Annotated in this window: 12 protein-coding genes; 8 read left to right on the forward strand and 4 right to left on the reverse strand. The window is 59.5% G+C overall.

What is annotated here, in order from left to right:
* Window positions 1–19 precede the first annotated feature (19 nt).
* The 5 genes from mrcB (at window position 20) to fhuB (ending at window position 8,782) form a co-directional block, all read left to right on the forward strand.
* The gene (mrcB, locus tag F3I21_RS15335; RefSeq protein ID WP_150059262.1) at window positions 20–2,554 is read left to right on the forward strand and encodes a bifunctional glycosyl transferase/transpeptidase; all 2,535 of its coding nucleotides are present in this window, start codon (window positions 20–22) and stop codon (window positions 2,552–2,554) included.
* Between the two features lie 326 nt (window positions 2,555–2,880).
* On the forward strand, window positions 2,881–5,079 hold the full coding sequence (fhuA, locus tag F3I21_RS15340) for a ferrichrome porin FhuA (protein WP_150059263.1): 2,199 nt from the start codon (window positions 2,881–2,883) through the stop codon (window positions 5,077–5,079).
* A gap of 44 nt (window positions 5,080–5,123) precedes the next feature.
* Window positions 5,124–5,918, forward strand: coding sequence for a Fe3+-hydroxamate ABC transporter ATP-binding protein FhuC (gene fhuC / locus F3I21_RS15345; RefSeq protein ID WP_150059264.1), 795 nt, complete (start codon window positions 5,124–5,126; stop codon window positions 5,916–5,918).
* Window positions 5,919–5,927: 9 nt separating this feature from the next.
* Entirely contained in the window at window positions 5,928–6,806 is an 879-nt protein-coding gene (gene fhuD, locus F3I21_RS15350) for a Fe(3+)-hydroxamate ABC transporter substrate-binding protein FhuD (protein ID WP_150059265.1), read from the forward strand.
* Window positions 6,806–8,782: a Fe(3+)-hydroxamate ABC transporter permease FhuB gene (fhuB, locus tag F3I21_RS15355; protein ID WP_059010409.1), complete on the forward strand. Its 1,977-nt coding sequence runs from the start codon at window positions 6,806–6,808 to the stop codon at window positions 8,780–8,782. Before fhuD ends, fhuB begins: the two co-directional genes overlap by 1 nt.
* A gap of 35 nt (window positions 8,783–8,817) precedes the next feature.
* Here fhuB and hemL read toward each other — a convergent pair whose 3' ends face one another.
* Entirely contained in the window at window positions 8,818–10,098 is a 1,281-nt protein-coding gene (gene hemL, locus F3I21_RS15360) for a glutamate-1-semialdehyde 2,1-aminomutase (protein ID WP_150059266.1), read from the reverse strand.
* Window positions 10,099–10,319: 221 nt separating this feature from the next.
* Here hemL and erpA point away from each other — a divergent pair, with 221 nt between their 5' ends.
* Window positions 10,320–10,667, forward strand: coding sequence for an iron-sulfur cluster insertion protein ErpA (erpA, locus tag F3I21_RS15365; RefSeq protein WP_021507501.1), 348 nt, complete (start codon window positions 10,320–10,322; stop codon window positions 10,665–10,667).
* 33 nt (window positions 10,668–10,700) lie between these two features.
* Here the strand turns inward: erpA and F3I21_RS15370 are convergent, their stop codons facing one another.
* The 3 genes from F3I21_RS15370 to mtnN form a co-directional block, all read right to left on the reverse strand.
* Complete coding sequence (locus tag F3I21_RS15370; RefSeq protein ID WP_021507500.1) at window positions 10,701–10,952, reverse strand: hypothetical protein; 252 nt, start codon at window positions 10,950–10,952, stop codon at window positions 10,701–10,703.
* Window positions 10,953–11,058: 106 nt separating this feature from the next.
* Window positions 11,059–11,865 carry a vitamin B12 ABC transporter substrate-binding protein BtuF gene (gene btuF / locus F3I21_RS15375; RefSeq protein WP_058759523.1) on the reverse strand — a complete coding sequence of 269 codons (807 nt, stop codon included), beginning with the start codon at window positions 11,863–11,865 and terminating at the stop codon, window positions 11,059–11,061.
* Window positions 11,858–12,556, reverse strand: a complete 699-nt coding sequence (gene mtnN / locus F3I21_RS15380) for a 5'-methylthioadenosine/S-adenosylhomocysteine nucleosidase (RefSeq protein ID WP_021507498.1) — start codon at window positions 12,554–12,556, stop codon at window positions 11,858–11,860. The genes btuF and mtnN overlap by 8 nt, the downstream gene beginning before the upstream one ends.
* Window positions 12,557–12,654: 98 nt before the next feature.
* Here mtnN and dgt point away from each other — a divergent pair, with 98 nt between their 5' ends.
* The gene (dgt, locus tag F3I21_RS15385; protein WP_150059267.1) at window positions 12,655–14,148 is read left to right on the forward strand and encodes a dGTPase; all 1,494 of its coding nucleotides are present in this window, start codon (window positions 12,655–12,657) and stop codon (window positions 14,146–14,148) included.
* Between the two features lie 136 nt (window positions 14,149–14,284).
* A complete protein-coding gene (gene degP / locus F3I21_RS15390; RefSeq protein ID WP_150059268.1) occupies window positions 14,285–15,724 on the forward strand; it encodes a serine endoprotease DegP in 1,440 nt (479 codons plus the stop codon).
* Window positions 15,725–15,763 lie beyond the last annotated feature (39 nt).

Below are 15,763 nucleotides of genomic sequence, written 5' to 3' on the forward strand. Positions count from 1 at the left end.
TGCCTGGAGAAAACAAAGCATGTCTGGGAACGATCGCGAACCTATTGGGCGCAAAGGAAAAGCGCCAAAGCCGCCGCGTAACGTTACGCGCCGGGGTCGCCGCAGGGAGCCTGAAGATGATATCGATCAGGACGATTTTGACGAAGATGATGAGGAGAGTGCGCCGGTGCCACCCAAAGGTAAAGGAAAACGACCCGCGCGTGGCAAACGCCGCTGGTTAGGCTGGTTGATTAAACTCTTCCTGGTGTTTGTCGTGGTGATGGCCGCCTGGGGCGTCTATCTCGATTCGGAAATCCGCAGCCGCATTGACGGTAAAGTGTGGCAGCTGCCAGCGGCCGTGTACGGGCGCATGGTCAGCCTCGAACCGGGCATGGCTTACGACAAGAAAGAGATGATTGCGCTGCTGGAAGGCACGCAGTATCGCGAAGTGTCGCGCATTACCCGTCCGGGTGAGTTCAGCGTGAAAGGCAACACCATCGACCTGCTGCGCCGTCCGTTTGATTTTCCGGACAGCAAAGAGGGCCAGATTAACGCGCGTCTCACCTTCAGCAACAACGAGCTGAGCGAGATTAAAAACCTCGATACCGGACGCGACTTTGGCTTCTTCCGCCTCGATCCGCGGCTGATCACCATGTTGCAGTCGCCAAACGGCGAGCAGCGTCTGTTTGTGCCGCGCGCCGGGTTCCCGGATCTGCTGGTCGATACGCTGATCGCCACCGAAGACCGCCACTTCTACGAGCATGACGGCATCAGCCCGTACTCGATTGGTCGCGCCTTCCTCGCCAATATCACCGCCGGTAAAGCGGTGCAGGGCGGCAGTACGCTGACGCAGCAGCTGGTGAAAAACCTGTTCCTCACCAACGAACGCTCGCTGTGGCGTAAAGCGCGTGAAGCCTATATGGCGGTGATCATGGATGCGCGCTACAGCAAAGATCGCATTCTTGAGCTCTACCTGAACGAGGTGTATCTCGGCCAGGCGGGCAATGACCAAATCCGCGGTTTCCCGCTGGCCAGCCTGTACTACTTTGGCCGCCCGGTGGACGAACTGAGCCTTGATCAGCAGGCGATGCTGGTCGGCATGGTTAAAGGTGCGTCGCTGTACAATCCGTGGCGTAATCCGCAGCTGGCGCTGGAGCGTCGTAACCTGGTGCTTCGTCTGCTGCAACAGCAGAAGGTGATCGACCAGGAGCTGTACGACATGCTGTCGGCGCGGCCGCTTGGCGTCCAGCCGAAAGGTGGGGTGATCACGCCGCAGCCGGCGTTTATGCAGATGGTGCGTAATGAGCTGCAGGCGAAGCTGGGTGATAAGGTCAAAGACCTCTCCGGCGTGAAGATCTTCACCACGCTCGATCCGATTTCGCAGGATGCGGCGGAAAAAGCGGTTGAAGACGGCATTCCTACGCTGAAGAAACAGCGCGGGCTGAAAGATCTGGAAACCGCGATGGTGGTGGTCGACCGCTTCAGTGGTGAAGTGCGCGCCATGGTCGGCGGTGCCGATCCACAGTTTGCCGGCTATAACCGCGCGCTGCAGGCGCGTCGCTCGATTGGTTCACTGGCAAAACCGGCGACCTATCTGACCGCCCTCAGCCAGCCAAACAGCTATCGTCTGAACAGCTGGATCGCCGACGAGCCGATCGCGCTGAAACAGCCAAACGGTTCAGTGTGGAAGCCGATGAACGACGATCGTCGCTTCAGCGGTAAAGTGATGCTGGTGGATGCGCTGACTAACTCGATGAACGTGCCAACCGTTAACCTCGGTATGACGCTGGGACTCGACGCGGTAGTGGATACCTGGACCAAACTGGGCGTGCCAAAAGATCAGCTGCATCCGGTACCGGCCATGCTGCTGGGGGCGCTTAATCTGACGCCGATTGAAGTGGCGCAGGCGTTCCAGTCAATTGCCAGCGGCGGTAACCGCGCTGCGCTGTCGGCGGTGCGCTCGGTGATCGCGGAAGATGGCACGGTGCTGTATCAGAGCTTCCCGCAGGCGCAGCGCGTTGAGCCGGCGCAGGCGGCGTATCTGACGCTGTATACCATGCAGCAGGTGGCCGATCACGGTACGGCGCGGGCGCTGGGCGCACGCTTCCCGGGTGCGCATCTGGCGGCGAAAACCGGTACCACCAATGACCTGATCGACAGCTGGTTTGCCGGTATTGATGGCAAAGAAGTGGCGATCACCTGGGTTGGCCGCGACAACAACCAGACCTCGAAGCTGTACGGTGCCAGCGGTGCGATGCAGATCTATCGTCGCTACCTCGACAACCAGGCGCCGATGCCACTGGTCCTGACGCCACCGGAAGATATCACTCAGATGAATATCGATTCGGCCGGTAACTTTGTCTGCGGCAGCGGCAGCAGCACCTGGCGTTCGCTGCCGGTGTGGGCGCTGGATCCGAACGCGCTGTGCCAGCAGCAACAGCAGCAGATTCAGCAGCAGCAACAGCAAGAGCAGCAACAGCAACAGCAACAGCAGCAACAGCAACAGCCGCAGGGCGAGCAGAAAGACTCTGACGGCGTCGCGGGCTGGATTAAAGATATGTTTGGCAGTAAATAAGCCATCCGGCACTGCACCGGCTTTATACCTTCAGAGCCTGTGCAGTGCCAGCGTTTTACCACCACGTGGCGGTGCCAGATACATGGCGGCGCTCCAGCCTGAGTCTTGCATAAAAGCTGAATTTAACTCCCTCTGGCGCTGCGGCGCCTTTTTCTTTGCCCGCCATTTTTAGCCGCGATCATGGATATGTGCGATCCGCTGGCAAACTCACCGCCAGCAGGCATTACATCTTGCGGTGCTTGCCAGGTTTCGCCTAAAATCCGTGCGTCTAATAATCATTCTCGTTTCCATTCGCCTGCATTGTTCTATTTTCATGAGATCCCACTATGAATGCGCGAAACACTTTTCCTTGTTCTCTGCGCGCGGTGACCACCCGTCGACCGCTCGCGTTATTGATTTCCCTGACTCTGGGCACACTCAGCATGCAGGCGCTGGCCGAAGATACCGTGGTGGTGACGGCGGATGGCGGCAGCGGCGTCGCGCAGGAGAGCGCATGGGGACCGTCGCCGACCATCGCCGCCAAACACAGCGCGACCGGCACCAAAACCGATACGCCAATCGAGAAGAATCCGCAGTCGGTGTCGGTGGTGACGCAGGAAGAGATGTCAATGCATGCGGTGACCAGCGTCAAAGGTGCGTTCAATTACACGCCAGGCGTGCTGACCGGTAACCGCGGCAGCTCGGACGTAATTGACGCGCTGTCGATTCGCGGCTTCAGCGAAACCAACACCAACCAGTATCTGGATGGCCTGAAGCTGCAGGGTGACAACTACTCCGAATTCGCTATCGATCCTTACTTCCTTGAGCGCGCGGAGCTGCTGCGCGGTCCGGTGTCGGTGCTGTACGGTAAGAGCAACCCGGGCGGTGTGGTGTCACTGGTGAGCAAGCGGCCGACCCAGGAGACGCTGCGTGAAGTCCAGTTCCAGATGGGCACCGACAACCTGTTCTCCACCGGCTTCGATTTTGGCGGCTCACTGGATGATGACGGTGTTTACAGCTATCGCCTGACCGGCCTGGCGCGCAGCGCCGATGCGCAACAGGAGATGAACAAAGAGAAGCGCTATACCCTTGCGCCTTCGTTCAGCTGGCGTCCCGATGCCAATACCCGCATTGACCTGCTGACCTACTTCCAGAACGAACCGGAAACCGGCTATTACGGCTGGCTGCCGCGTGAAGGCACCGTGGTGGGCATCACCCGGCCGGACGGCAGCAGCTATAAGCTGCCCACCAATTTTGATGAAGGCGAAGACAGCAATAAGATCTCGCGCAACACCAAAATGGTTGGCTACAACTTTGAGCACAGCTTTAACGATACCTGGACGGTGCGCCAGAATCTGCGCTATGCCGAGCTGAAAACGAATTATCGCAGTATTTATGGCAACGGCTATCTGCCTGAATCACAACAGATTACGCGTGGTTCAGCCATTTCCGATGAGAAACTGAATCAGTTTGCCGTCGATAATCAGGTGCAGGCAAAATTTGCTACCGGTGCGGTCGATCATACGCTGCTGATGGGGGTTGATTATCAGCGCACCCGTAATGATATCAATGCTGCCTTTGCCTCCGCAGCGCCTATCAACGCGATTGATCCGCAGTATGGTAATGATGCTGTGGGTGCCGCCTTCCCCTATCAATATCTGAACCGTCAGGAGCAAACTGGCCTGTATACGCAGGATCAGATGGAATGGAATAAATGGGTGCTGACGCTGGGCGGGCGATACGATTATGCGATGACCTCCGCACTGAACCGTAACGGTAACAGCGAAGTAAAAAACCACGACCAGGCATTTACCTGGCGCGGTGGTGTGAACTATGTGTTTGATAATGGTATCGCGCCGTATTTCAGCTACAGCGAATCCTTTATCCCAACGACTGGCACCACGGTTGATGGGAAACCTTTTGACCCATCCCGCGCGAAGCAGTATGAGGCTGGCGTAAAATACGTACCAAAAGATCGCCCGATTGTGGTCACCGCAGCGGTTTATCAGCTGACTAAAACCAAAAACCTGACGGCAGATCCGAACAGCCTGCAGTTTAGTGTGCAGGGAGGGGAGATTCGCTCCCGCGGCGTCGAGCTGGAAGCCAAAGCGGCGCTTAACGCCAACATCAACCTGACGGCGGCTTACTCTTACACCGATGCGGAATACACCGAAGACACCTTGCTGAGAGGCCGTACGCCGGTGCAGGTGCCGAAGCATATGGCTTCGCTGTGGGGCGATTACACCTTCCACGAAACCGCCCTGTCGGGCTTCACCGTGGGGGCCGGAGTGCGCTACGTGGGTGAAAGCAAAGGCTTGTACGCCAGCGGCGCAAATGCCAACCAGAACTTTGACGTCGCCGCCTACACCACTGTAGATGCCGCACTGAAATACGATCTGGGCCGCTTCGGCTTGCCGGGCTCAACCGTCGGCGTCAACATCAACAACCTGTTCGATCGCGAATACGTTGCCAGCTGCTACCGCGACTACGCCTGCTACTGGGGCGCAGAGCGCCAGATCGTCGGTACCGCCACCTTCCGCTTCTGATACTGAACACAGGGCGCTGTGGCGCCCGTTAACCAGGGATTATCATGCAGCATCCGCACCACGCAGAAACCACCTTTTCACTGGAAAACGTCAGCTTCCGTGTGCCCGGCCGCACGCTGCTGCATCCGCTGTCGCTGACTTTCGCTCCGGGCAAAGTCACCGCGCTGATCGGGCATAACGGTTCCGGTAAATCCACGCTGCTGAAGATGCTCGGCCGTCACCATGCCGCCAGCGAAGGGCGCGTGATGCTCAACGGTGAGGCGGTTGATACCTGGAGCAGTAAAGCTTTTGCACGACAGGTGGCCTATCTGCCGCAGCAGCTGCCTGCGGCGGAGGGCATGACGGTGCGCGAGCTGGTGGCGATTGGGCGCTATCCGTGGCACGGTGCGCTGGGGCGCTACGGCCAGGAAGATCGCGATCGGGTAGACGAGGCGATTGCGCTGGTTGGACTGAAACCCTTCGCCGGGCGGCTGGTGGACAGCCTGTCCGGCGGCGAGCGGCAGCGTGCGTGGCTGGCGATGCTGGTGGCACAGAACAGCCGCTGCCTGCTGCTGGACGAACCCACATCTGCGCTGGATATTGCCCATCAGGTTGATGTGCTGGCGTTGATTCAGCGCCTCAGCCACGAACGCGGCCTGACGGTGATAGCGGTATTGCACGATCTCAACATGGCGGCTCGCTACTGTGACCAGCTGGTGGCGCTACGCGGGGGCGAAGTGATCGCGCAAGGCGGACCGGAAGCGATTATGCAGGCCGGGGTGCTGGGTGATATTTATGGCATTCCGATGGGCATTCTGCCGCATCCGCAGGGCGGCGCGCCCGTCAGCTTTGTCTACTGAGGCCTCGTGATGTTCGACATTTCCCGTCGCCGTCTGCTGACTGCGCTGGCGCTCTCACCGCTGATGAACCTTGCACCGCTGCGCGCCGCGCCGCCGGACAGCCAGCGCATCCTGGCGCTGGAGTGGCTGCCGGTGGAGTTGCTGATGGCGCTCGGCGTCGCCCCGCTCGGCGTGGCCGATCTGCACAACTACGCTATCTGGGTGGGTGACCCGGTCTTGCCGGCCGGCACCCTCGATCTCGGCTTACGCACCGAACCTAATCTGGAACTGATGACCCAGCTGGCACCGTCGCTGATCCTGCACTCCAACGGTTACGGCCCGGCGGTCGACAAGCTGGAGCGCATTGCGCCGACGATGGGCTTTGACCTCAACAGCGGCGATGGCAAACCGTTCACCACCGCGCGCACATCGCTGCATGCGCTGGGTGCCCGGCTTGGCCTTGAAGCGCAGGCACAGGCCCATTTGTACTGGGTGGATGGTGAAGTGGCGGCCGCGCGTGAGCGGTTACGTCCGTGGGCGCAGCGTCCGCTGCTGCTGATGTCGCTGATGGATCCGCGTCACGCCATTACCTTCGGTAAAGGCAGCCTGTTCCTCGAAGTGATGGAGCAGCTTGGCCTGCGCAATGCCTGGCAGGGCGAAACCAACTTCTGGGGCAGTGCGGTGGTCGGGCTGGAGCGGCTGGCGGAGGTCGGTGACGTTGAGGTGATCTGCTTCGATCACGATAACGAACGCGATATGCAGCAGGTGACGCAAAGCGCACTGTGGCAGGCGCTGCCGTTTGTCCGTTCCGGTCGTTTCCGGCGGGTGCCGGCGGTGTGGTACTACGGCGCCACTTACTCAGCCATCAAATTTATTCGCGTGCTGGAACGCGCGCTGGAGTCGCACTGATGCGCAACCGTCTGTTTCCCGTCGCGCTGCTCAGCGTGCTCAGTTTACTGGCGCTGGCGCTCACGTTTATCAACCTGCGCCAGGCGCTGCCATTGGCGCAGTGGCAGCAGGCGATGTTCGCGCCGGATATCGATAACATCCGTCAGGTGGTGTTCCACTACAGCCTGCTGTCGCGGCTGGCGCTGGCGCTGCTGGTCGGGGCCGGACTTGGCCTCGCGGGCCTGCTGTTTCAGCAGGTGCTGCGCAATCCGCTGGCGGAGCCGACCACGCTGGGCGTATCTTCCGGCGCGCAGCTTGGCCTGACCGTCGCCACTCTGTGGCAGCTGCCGGGCGGGGAGCTGACGCAGCAGTTTGCCGCAATGGGCGGTGCGGTGCTGGTCGGCGTGCTGGTGTTTGGCATCGCCTGGGGCAAGCGTCTGTCGCCGGTGACGCTGATCCTGGCCGGTCTGGTACTGAGCCTGTATGCCGGCGCGGTTAATCAAATCTTTGCCATCTTCAATCACGATCAGCTGCAAAACATGTTTCTGTGGAGCACTGGCGCGCTGAACCAGCTCGACGGCCACAACGTGGCGCTGCTGTGGCCGCGCCTGCTGCTGGCGTTCGCACTGGCGCTGGCGCTGTTGCGTCCGCTGACGTTGATGGGGCTGGATGATGGCGTGGCAAAAAACCTCGGTCTTGCGCTGTCGGCGGCGCGCATTGCCGCGCTGGCGCTGGCGATCCTGCTCAGTGCGCAGCTGGTTAACGTCGCCGGTATCATCGGCTTTATCGGGCTGTTCGCGCCGCTGCTGGCGAAGATGCTGGGGGCGCGTCGTCTGCTGAGCCGCTTGCTGCTGGCGCCGCTGATTGGCGCACTGCTGCTGTGGCTGGCCGATCAGTGCGTGCTGTGGCTGACCGCGCACTGGCGTGAAGTGTCAACCGGGACGGCTACCGCGCTGATTGGCGTGCCGATTCTGCTGTGGCTGCTGCCGCGTCTGCGCACGGGCTCGCTGCCGCCGGCGATGAATGCCGGCGACACAGTGCCGCAGGAGCGGCAGGCCGTGCTGCGCTGGTGTCTGGCGGGCGTGATGATTCTGGTGCTGTGCAGTCTGGCGGGCATTGCGTTTGGGCGCGACGCACACGGCTGGACGTGGGTCAGCGGCGATATGCTGCAACAGCTGCTGCCGTGGCGCGTGCCGCGCGTGTTGGCGGCGCTGGTGGTCGGCACGATGCTGGGTGTCGCCGGGGTGCTGATTCAGCGCCTGACCGGTAATCCAATGGCCAGTCCGGAAGTGCTGGGCATCAGCTCCGGAGCGGCCTGCGGGGTGGTGGTGATGCTGTTCTTTGTGCCCGGCAACGCGGTCGCCTGGCTGCTGCCGGCCGGCGTGCTGGGTGCCGCGCTGACGCTGCTGGTGATTATGCTGGTGGCCAGCCGCGGCGGTTTTGCACCGGAACGCATGCTGCTGGCCGGAATGGCGCTGAACAGTGCGTTTGTCACGTTACTGATGGTGTTGCTGGCGAGCGGCGATCCGCGCATGGCCGGATTGCTGAGCTGGATTTCCGGTTCGACGTATAACATCTCAATGACGCAGGCGCTGCAGAGTGCTGTTGTGGGCATGATACTGGTGGCGCTGGCACCGCTGGCCAGCCGCTGGCTGACGCTGCTGCCGCTCGGCAGTGCCACGGCGCGCTCAGCCGGCATGGCGCTGAACCGATCGCGCTTCAGCCTGCTGTTGCTGGCGGCTGCGCTGACCGCCACCGCGACGCTCACTATCGGTCCGCTGAGTTTTATTGGCCTGATGGCACCACATATTGTGCGCATGCTCGGCTTCCGTCGCGCGCTGCCGCAATTGCTGATGGCTGGCCTGCTCGGCGGGTGCCTGCTGGTGTTCGCCGACTGGTGCGGCCGCATGCTGGCCTTCCCGGATCAAATCCCGGCGGGCCTGATGGCGACCTTCTTCGGCGCGCCGTATTTTATCTGGCTGCTAAGGCGCGCTTAGTGAAGCGGGGCGCTATGAATGGCGCCCCGGCAGGTTTACAGCTGCGCGAAGCAGCGGCGGGCGGCATCGACGGTGCGCTGAATATCTTCCTGGCTGTGCGCCAGGGACATAAAGCCGGCCTCATAGGCCGATGGCGCGAGGTAAACACCTTCCTGCAGCATCAGATGGAAGAAACGCTTAAAGCGCTCCACATCGCACTTCGTCACGTCGGCGTAGCAGGTCACGCTGTCGGCGTCGGTGAAGAAAATACCGAACATGCCACCGACGTGGTTCACCACCAGCGGAATATTTTCCGCCTCTGCCGCCGCCAGCAGGCCAGCACACAGCTGGTCGGTGAGTGCGGTTAAGGTCGCATGGGTGCCAGGCTGCGCAATCTGCGACAGGCAGGCAAAACCGGCGGCCATGGCAATCGGGTTGCCGGACAGCGTGCCCGCCTGATACACCGGGCCGGTGGGGGCCAGCGCGGCCATCACTTCGCGGCGGCCGCCAAAGGCACCAACCGGCATACCGCCGCCGATGATCTTGCCGAGGCAGGTCAGGTCTGGCGTAACGTCGTAATAAGCCTGGGCACCGCCCAGCGCCACGCGGAAGCCGGTCATCACTTCATCAATAATCAGCAGCGCGCCAAACTCATCACACAGCGCACGCAGGCCCGGCAGGAATTCCGGCTGCGGCGGGATGCAGTTCATGTTGCCTGCCACCGGTTCGACGATGATACAGGCGATCTCTTGCGGATACTGCTCAAACGCCGCGCGCACCGAGTCGAGATCGTTATAGGTGCAGGTCAGGGTGTGACGGGCAAAATCCGCCGGCACGCCCGGCGAGTTGGGCTGGCCGAGGGTCAGCGCACCGGAACCGGCTTTCACCAGCAGGCAGTCAGCATGGCCGTGGTAGCAGCCCTCAAATTTGATGATTTTGTCACGCTGGGTGAAACCGCGCGCCAGGCGGATGGCGCTCATGGTGGCTTCAGTGCCGGAGTTAACCATCCGCACCATATCCATGCTCGGCACCAGCTCGCACACCAGCTCGGCCATTTTCACTTCCATCTCGGTCGGCGCGCCAAAACTCAGGCCGCGCGCGGTGGCTTCGATCACCGCATTGCGAATGGTGGCGTTATTGTGGCCCAGCACCATCGGTCCCCAGGAGCCGACGTAATCGATATAGGCTTTGCCATCGGCATCATACAGATAGGCACCGTCGGCGCGTTCGATGAACAGCGGCACGCCGCCCACGCCGGTAAAGGCACGCACCGGGGAGTTCACGCCGCCCGGGATCAGGCGTTGTGCTTCGGCATACAGGTTTTCTGACTTACTCATGGTTCGGCTCCTGCTGTTCTGGAAAAAATCTGGCGCCATTCTACGGAAGAGCGGCCGGTGAAGAAAGGCGCGCGGCCGCTTGCGCCTGCGACATTGCTATACTTTATGCCATAACTGGCGGCACACAGTGTCAAGGGCGCTACTTGATTGCACTGGACGGCTGGCAGATAATAGCGAAATTGAGGTCGTTTTCTGACCTGGACGTTTACCCGGAGTAAAAGATGAGTGACGACGTAGCCGCGCTGCCTCTGCAGTTCACCGATGCAGCAGCGAAAAAAGTAAAAAACCTGATTGCGGATGAAGAGAATCCGGCGCTGAAACTGCGCGTATATATCACCGGCGGGGGCTGCAGTGGCTTCCAGTATGGTTTTACTTTTGACGATCAAATGAATGACGGCGACATGACCATCGAGAAGCAGGGTGTGGCGCTGGTGGTTGATCCGATGAGCCTGCAGTATCTGGTGGGTGGATCGGTTGACTACACCGAAGGTCTGGAAGGTTCCCGCTTTATCGTGACCAATCCCAACGCCAAAACCACCTGCGGCTGCGGCTCCTCTTTCAGCATCTGATGCTGGGCTGGCTGCCGTTCTGGCAGCCATGATTTACCACTCAATTGTCACTAAGCGAGCCGTTTCACGGCGCAACGCATCGCGGTTCAGTACGCTTTGTGTCACGCGCGGCTGCGCGCTGAAATGCCGGCCGCAGTCAACAGACGGCAGCGTCTGCTCACTCGGGCGTGAGATATCGCAGCGGGAGAAGATCGTCAGCGAGACGGCGATAGAGCCCGTGGTGGTTGCCGCACCGATCGGTGCAGCCACGATCAGCCCTATGGCCAGCAGCAGCGCTCTGGTCATGGTGAAATCCTGGTGATGTCAAAAGTGCGCTACGCGCTAAAAGGGCACAGAGCATACGTGGCCGCTGTGCCTTGTTATTTGATTTTCGACATGAATCGTCGAATCTTTAGTCTGGTAATGCTTTATTTTTCGTCGGATGTAAAGCTTCGCACAAATGCTTTGCCGCCAGCAGCAGGCGCGGACCCGGCCGGCTCAGCCAGTCATCGTTAAGCGCAATCACCGGCACGTTAAGCTGCGGCTGCCAGAAGCGCGCGACGCTGGCGGCACGGCTGGCATCACCGCCAGTGACAATCGCCTGCGGGTGCCGCGTCAGCACCTGCTCCCGGCTCACCTGAGGCCAACTCACGCTGCTGTCAGCAAAGATATTGCGACCGCCGCACAGGGTGATGACCTCATTCTGCAGCGTGCTGCGCGCGGCGGTAAACAGCGGCTGCTGGCCAAACTGCAGAAACAGCGGCACTGGCGTTTGCTGCTGATAGCGCTGACGCAGCGTCTGCAGCTGCTGGTGTAACGCCAGTGCGGCCGCGGTGGCCCGCTGGGGCTGTGGGCTCCAGCGCTGCAGCGCCGCCAGCGCGTCAATCATCTGATCGAGTGATTGCGGATCGATCCATTCCACATGGATGCCCAGACGCTGCAGCTGCTCCACCTGGCGCAGCGGATTGCCGCCGCGCCAGGCCAGCACCACATCCGGTCTGAGCTGCACAATGCGTTCAACGCGAATGCCCTGCCAGTTCGCCACCTGCTCCAGCTGGCGAGCAGCGGCGGGATAGTCTGACCAGGCGCTCACCGCCACCGGCGTGATGCCGGCGGCAAACGCCAGTTCAGTGAGATGCGGCGACAGGGTAATGACGCGCGGTGCGGCCAGCAGGCTGTGGCACAGCAGCCACAGCCCGAGCAGCAGATATTTAGCCACGCGCCAGCTGAGCCAGCAGGTTTTCCACCATCAGCGACGACTGTTTAGCCGCCACGCTGAGGAACTCTTCGAAACTCAGATGCGACGCTTTATCGGCCACGTCAGAAATAGCGCGTACCACCACGAACGGCACCTTAAACTGATGGCAAACGTGACCAATCGCCGTGGCTTCCATCTCTACCGCAATCGCCTGCGGGAAGGTGCTGCGGATACGCTCCAGCGGCGCGGCGCCATTGATAAAGGCGTCTCCGCTGACCACCAGACCGCGCACCGCGTTGAGATCCAGCTGTTTGATCACCTGCTCTGCGGCGGCAATCAGCGCGCTGTCCGCGACAAACGCCGCCGGGCAGCCCGCCATCTGACCAGGCTCATAGCCAAAAGCGGTGACATCGGCATCGTGATAACGCACTTCATCGGACACCACGATATCGCCCACCTGCAGGGTTGGTGCCAGACCGCCTGCGGAACCGGTGTTGATCACCAGATCCGGTTTGCACAGCTCCAGCAGCAGCGTGGTACCCAGCGCCGCCGCGGTTTTGCCGATGCCCGATTTCAGCAGAGCCACCTCAACGCCGTTGAGCGTACCGGTGTAAATTTCGCAGCCGGCCAGCGTCAGCGTCTGACGGTTTTCAATTTTGTCACGCAGCAGTGTGACTTCCTGCTCCATCGCGCCAATAATGCCTGCTTTCATAAAGAATCTCGCTGTAGTTATGGATGTATAAGGCTAAAGTGAGGCATAGTCTAACATGGCTCAATGGGGATCAATTCAGGAAAAAATAAGGGGTAACAATGGCGACGATCAATTTCAGGAAGAAGATCAGTTTCACCCGCCCTTATACCAGCCGCAAAGATCCCGAAGGCGAATACTTTATTACCCGCCACTTTGAAAGCGATCGTGGACGCATTATTAATTCTGCCGCGATTCGCCGTCTGCAACAAAAAACCCAGGTGTTTCCGCTGGAGCGGAATGCGGCCGTGCGTTCGCGCCTGACCCATTCGCTTGAGGTGCAGCAAACCGGGCGTTACATCACCAAAGAGATTCTGCATACGCTGAAAACCCAGGGCGGCGGGCTGGCGGCTTACGGCCTCGATGGCTTTGAGGGCGCGGTCGAGAGCCTGGTGGAGATGGCCTGCCTGCTGCACGACGTCGGCAACCCGCCGTTTGGCCATTTTGGTGAAGCGGCGATCAATGACTGGTTTGATGACAACCTGCCGGCCGAACTGGTGGATCCGCTGGTGGCGGGCGTGGCGGATGACGCGCAGCGTGCCGATTTCGACCGGTTAAATGCAATGATTCGTCAGGATTTGTGCCATTTCGAAGGGAATGCGCAGGCCATTCGGCTGGTGCATACCCTGCTGCAGCTAAATCTTAGCTATGCGCAGGTAGCGTGTATTTTAAAATACACCGCGCCGGCGTGGTGGCAGGGTGATAAGCCGGCGGAGTTCAGCGTGTTAATGAAAAAGCCGGGTTTCTATTTATCCGAACGTGAATATGTGGCCGATCTCCGCGCGGCAACGGATATACCTGAGCACCACCGTTATCCGCTGACATGGATAATGGAAGCGGCTGACGATATCTCCTATTGTATTGCCGACCTTGATGACGCCGTAGAAAAAGACATCTTCACCGTCGATACGCTCTATCATTCTTTGCTCAACGCCTGGGGCCCGGTGAAACCCGGCGACGCGTTCAGCCGCACCATTAATGAAGCGTGGAAAGAGGCCAATCAGAAAAAGCGTCGCAGTATTAGCGATCAATTTTTCATGTCGCTGCGGGTTTACGTCCAGAGCGTGCTGGTCAGCCATGCGGTGCGCCGCTTTGTTGATAATTTACCTGCCATTTTTGCCGGCAACTTTAACCATGCGCTGCTGGAAGACGACGGTGATGAAGGGCGCCTGTTAAAATTATTTAAAACCGTGGCGCGCCAGCAGGTGTTTAATCACCCTGAAGTTGAGCAGCTGGAATTACAGGGGTATCGGGTCATTAAAGGATTACTGGAAATTTATCAGTCGCTAATGCAGCTCGATTATGAACAGTTTACCACGTTAATGAATGAGGATTTTCTCGCGAAACATCCGATCGAAACCCGACTGTTTCATAAACTTTCCGGTAAACATCGTAAAGCTTATCAGCAACAGATGCGTAACCTGGTGGTGCAGCATAAATATCAGCGATTGTTATGGGAACGTTATTATCGCTCGCGGCTGATTCAGGACTATATCAGCGGGATGACGGACAATTACGCCTGGGATGAGTATCGTCGGTTGATGGCGGTGGAATAAGCGCAGTTTTGTAAAGACGAAGAATAAATTTTTACCTTTACCCAATACTTTATCAGGAACTTCGCGCTAAAAACTTAATCTCATCATCACGACCACAGCAATGGTCTGCACGTTAATTTCAGAGAGACACAGACGAATGAAAAAAAGCACATTAATGTTAAGTGCGCTGGCGCTTAGTCTGGGCATGGCGTTAAGCCCTGTCAGTGTTTTCGCGGCGGAGACAGCGTCTTCCTCCAGTCAGCAACTGCCCAGCCTGGCACCCATGCTGGAAAAAGTGATGCCTTCCGTGGTCAGTATCAGCGTGGAAGGCAGCACTACGGTGAAAACCCCGCGCATGCCGCAGCAGTTCCAGCAATTCTTTGGCGATAATTCCCCGTTCTGTCAGGACGGATCGCCGTTCCAGGGTTCACCCATGTGCCAGGGCGGCGGCGGTGAGGGTAGCGACGATGGCGCCAACGCGCAGAAGCAGCAATTCCGCGCGCTCGGTTCCGGCGTAATTATCAACGCCGACAAAGGCTATGTGGTGACCAATAACCACGTGGTGGATAACGCCACCAAAATTCAGGTACAGCTGAGCGATGGCCGTCGCTACGATGCTAAGGTCATCGGCAAAGATCCGCAGTCTGACATCGCGCTGATCCAGCTGCAGGATGCGAAAAACCTGACGGCAATTAAGATCGCAGACTCCGACAATCTGCGCGTCGGTGATTACACCGTGGCCATCGGTAACCCGTACGGCCTGGGCGAAACGGTCACGTCCGGCATCGTCTCGGCGCTGGGGCGCAGCGGCCTTAACGTCGAAAATTACGAAAACTTTATCCAGACTGATGCCGCCATCAACCGCGGCAACTCCGGCGGTGCGCTGGTTAACCTGAACGGCGAGCTGATCGGTATTAACACCGCGATCCTCGCACCGGACGGCGGCAACATCGGTATCGGCTTTGCCATCCCGAGTTCCATGGTGAAAAACCTGACCGCGCAGATGGTGGAGTATGGCCAGGTGAAACGCGGCGAGCTGGGCATTATGGGCACCGAGCTTAACTCCGAGCTGGCCAAAGCGATGAAAGTGGATGCGCAGCGCGGTGCCTTTGTCAGCCAGGTGCTGCCAAACTCAGCGGCGGCGAAAGCCGGCGTAAAAGCGGGCGACGTGGTGGTCTCTATGAACGGTAAAGCGCTGACCAGCTTTGCTGCCCTGCGTGCGGAAGTCGGCTCGCTGCCAGTCGGCACCAAACTGCAGCTGGGCCTGCTGCGCGACGGCAAACCGCTGAACGTGACGGTTGAGCTGCAGCAGAGCTCACAGGATAAAGTGCAGTCCGCGACGATTTACACCGGCATTGAAGGCGCCGATCTCAGTAACGTTGACAGCAACGGCCAGAAGGGCGTGCGCGTTGACAGCGTGAAAGCCGGCAGCGCTGCGGCACGTATCGGCCTGAAGAAAGGCGATGTGATCCTCGGTGTGAACCAGCAGGCGGTAAGCAACCTTGGTGAGCTGCGTAAAATCCTCGACACCAAACCGTCGGTGCTGGCGCTCAACGTCAAGCGCGGCGACAGCAGCCTCTATCTGCTGATGCAGTGATCCTTTTATTGGTCTCTCAGGCGAGCTGCGGCTCGCCTT

Source organism: Pantoea sp. B_9 (assembly GCF_008632015.1).
GTDB classification, from domain to species: domain Bacteria; phylum Pseudomonadota; class Gammaproteobacteria; order Enterobacterales; family Enterobacteriaceae; genus Pantoea; species Pantoea dispersa.

What these genes read in the sequence shown, in the direction of transcription:
- hemL (WP_150059266.1), bottom strand. Translation starts at nt 10,098, where the DNA reads ATGAGTAAGTCAGAAAACCTGTATGCCGAAGCACAACGCCTGATCCCG.
- dgt (WP_150059267.1), top strand. Translation starts at nt 12,655, where the DNA reads ATGGCGACGATCAATTTCAGGAAGAAGATCAGTTTCACCCGCCCTTAT.
- fhuA (WP_150059263.1), top strand. Translation starts at nt 2,881, where the DNA reads ATGAATGCGCGAAACACTTTTCCTTGTTCTCTGCGCGCGGTGACCACC.
- mtnN (WP_021507498.1), bottom strand. Translation starts at nt 12,556, where the DNA reads ATGAAAGCAGGCATTATTGGCGCGATGGAGCAGGAAGTCACACTGCTG.
- fhuD (WP_150059265.1), top strand. Translation starts at nt 5,928, where the DNA reads ATGTTCGACATTTCCCGTCGCCGTCTGCTGACTGCGCTGGCGCTCTCA.
- erpA (WP_021507501.1), top strand. Translation starts at nt 10,320, where the DNA reads ATGAGTGACGACGTAGCCGCGCTGCCTCTGCAGTTCACCGATGCAGCA.
- mrcB (WP_150059262.1), top strand. Translation starts at nt 20, where the DNA reads ATGTCTGGGAACGATCGCGAACCTATTGGGCGCAAAGGAAAAGCGCCA.
- degP (WP_150059268.1), top strand. Translation starts at nt 14,285, where the DNA reads ATGAAAAAAAGCACATTAATGTTAAGTGCGCTGGCGCTTAGTCTGGGC.
- fhuB (WP_059010409.1), top strand. Translation starts at nt 6,806, where the DNA reads ATGCGCAACCGTCTGTTTCCCGTCGCGCTGCTCAGCGTGCTCAGTTTA.
- F3I21_RS15370 (WP_021507500.1), bottom strand. Translation starts at nt 10,952, where the DNA reads ATGACCAGAGCGCTGCTGCTGGCCATAGGGCTGATCGTGGCTGCACCG.
- fhuC (WP_150059264.1), top strand. Translation starts at nt 5,124, where the DNA reads ATGCAGCATCCGCACCACGCAGAAACCACCTTTTCACTGGAAAACGTC.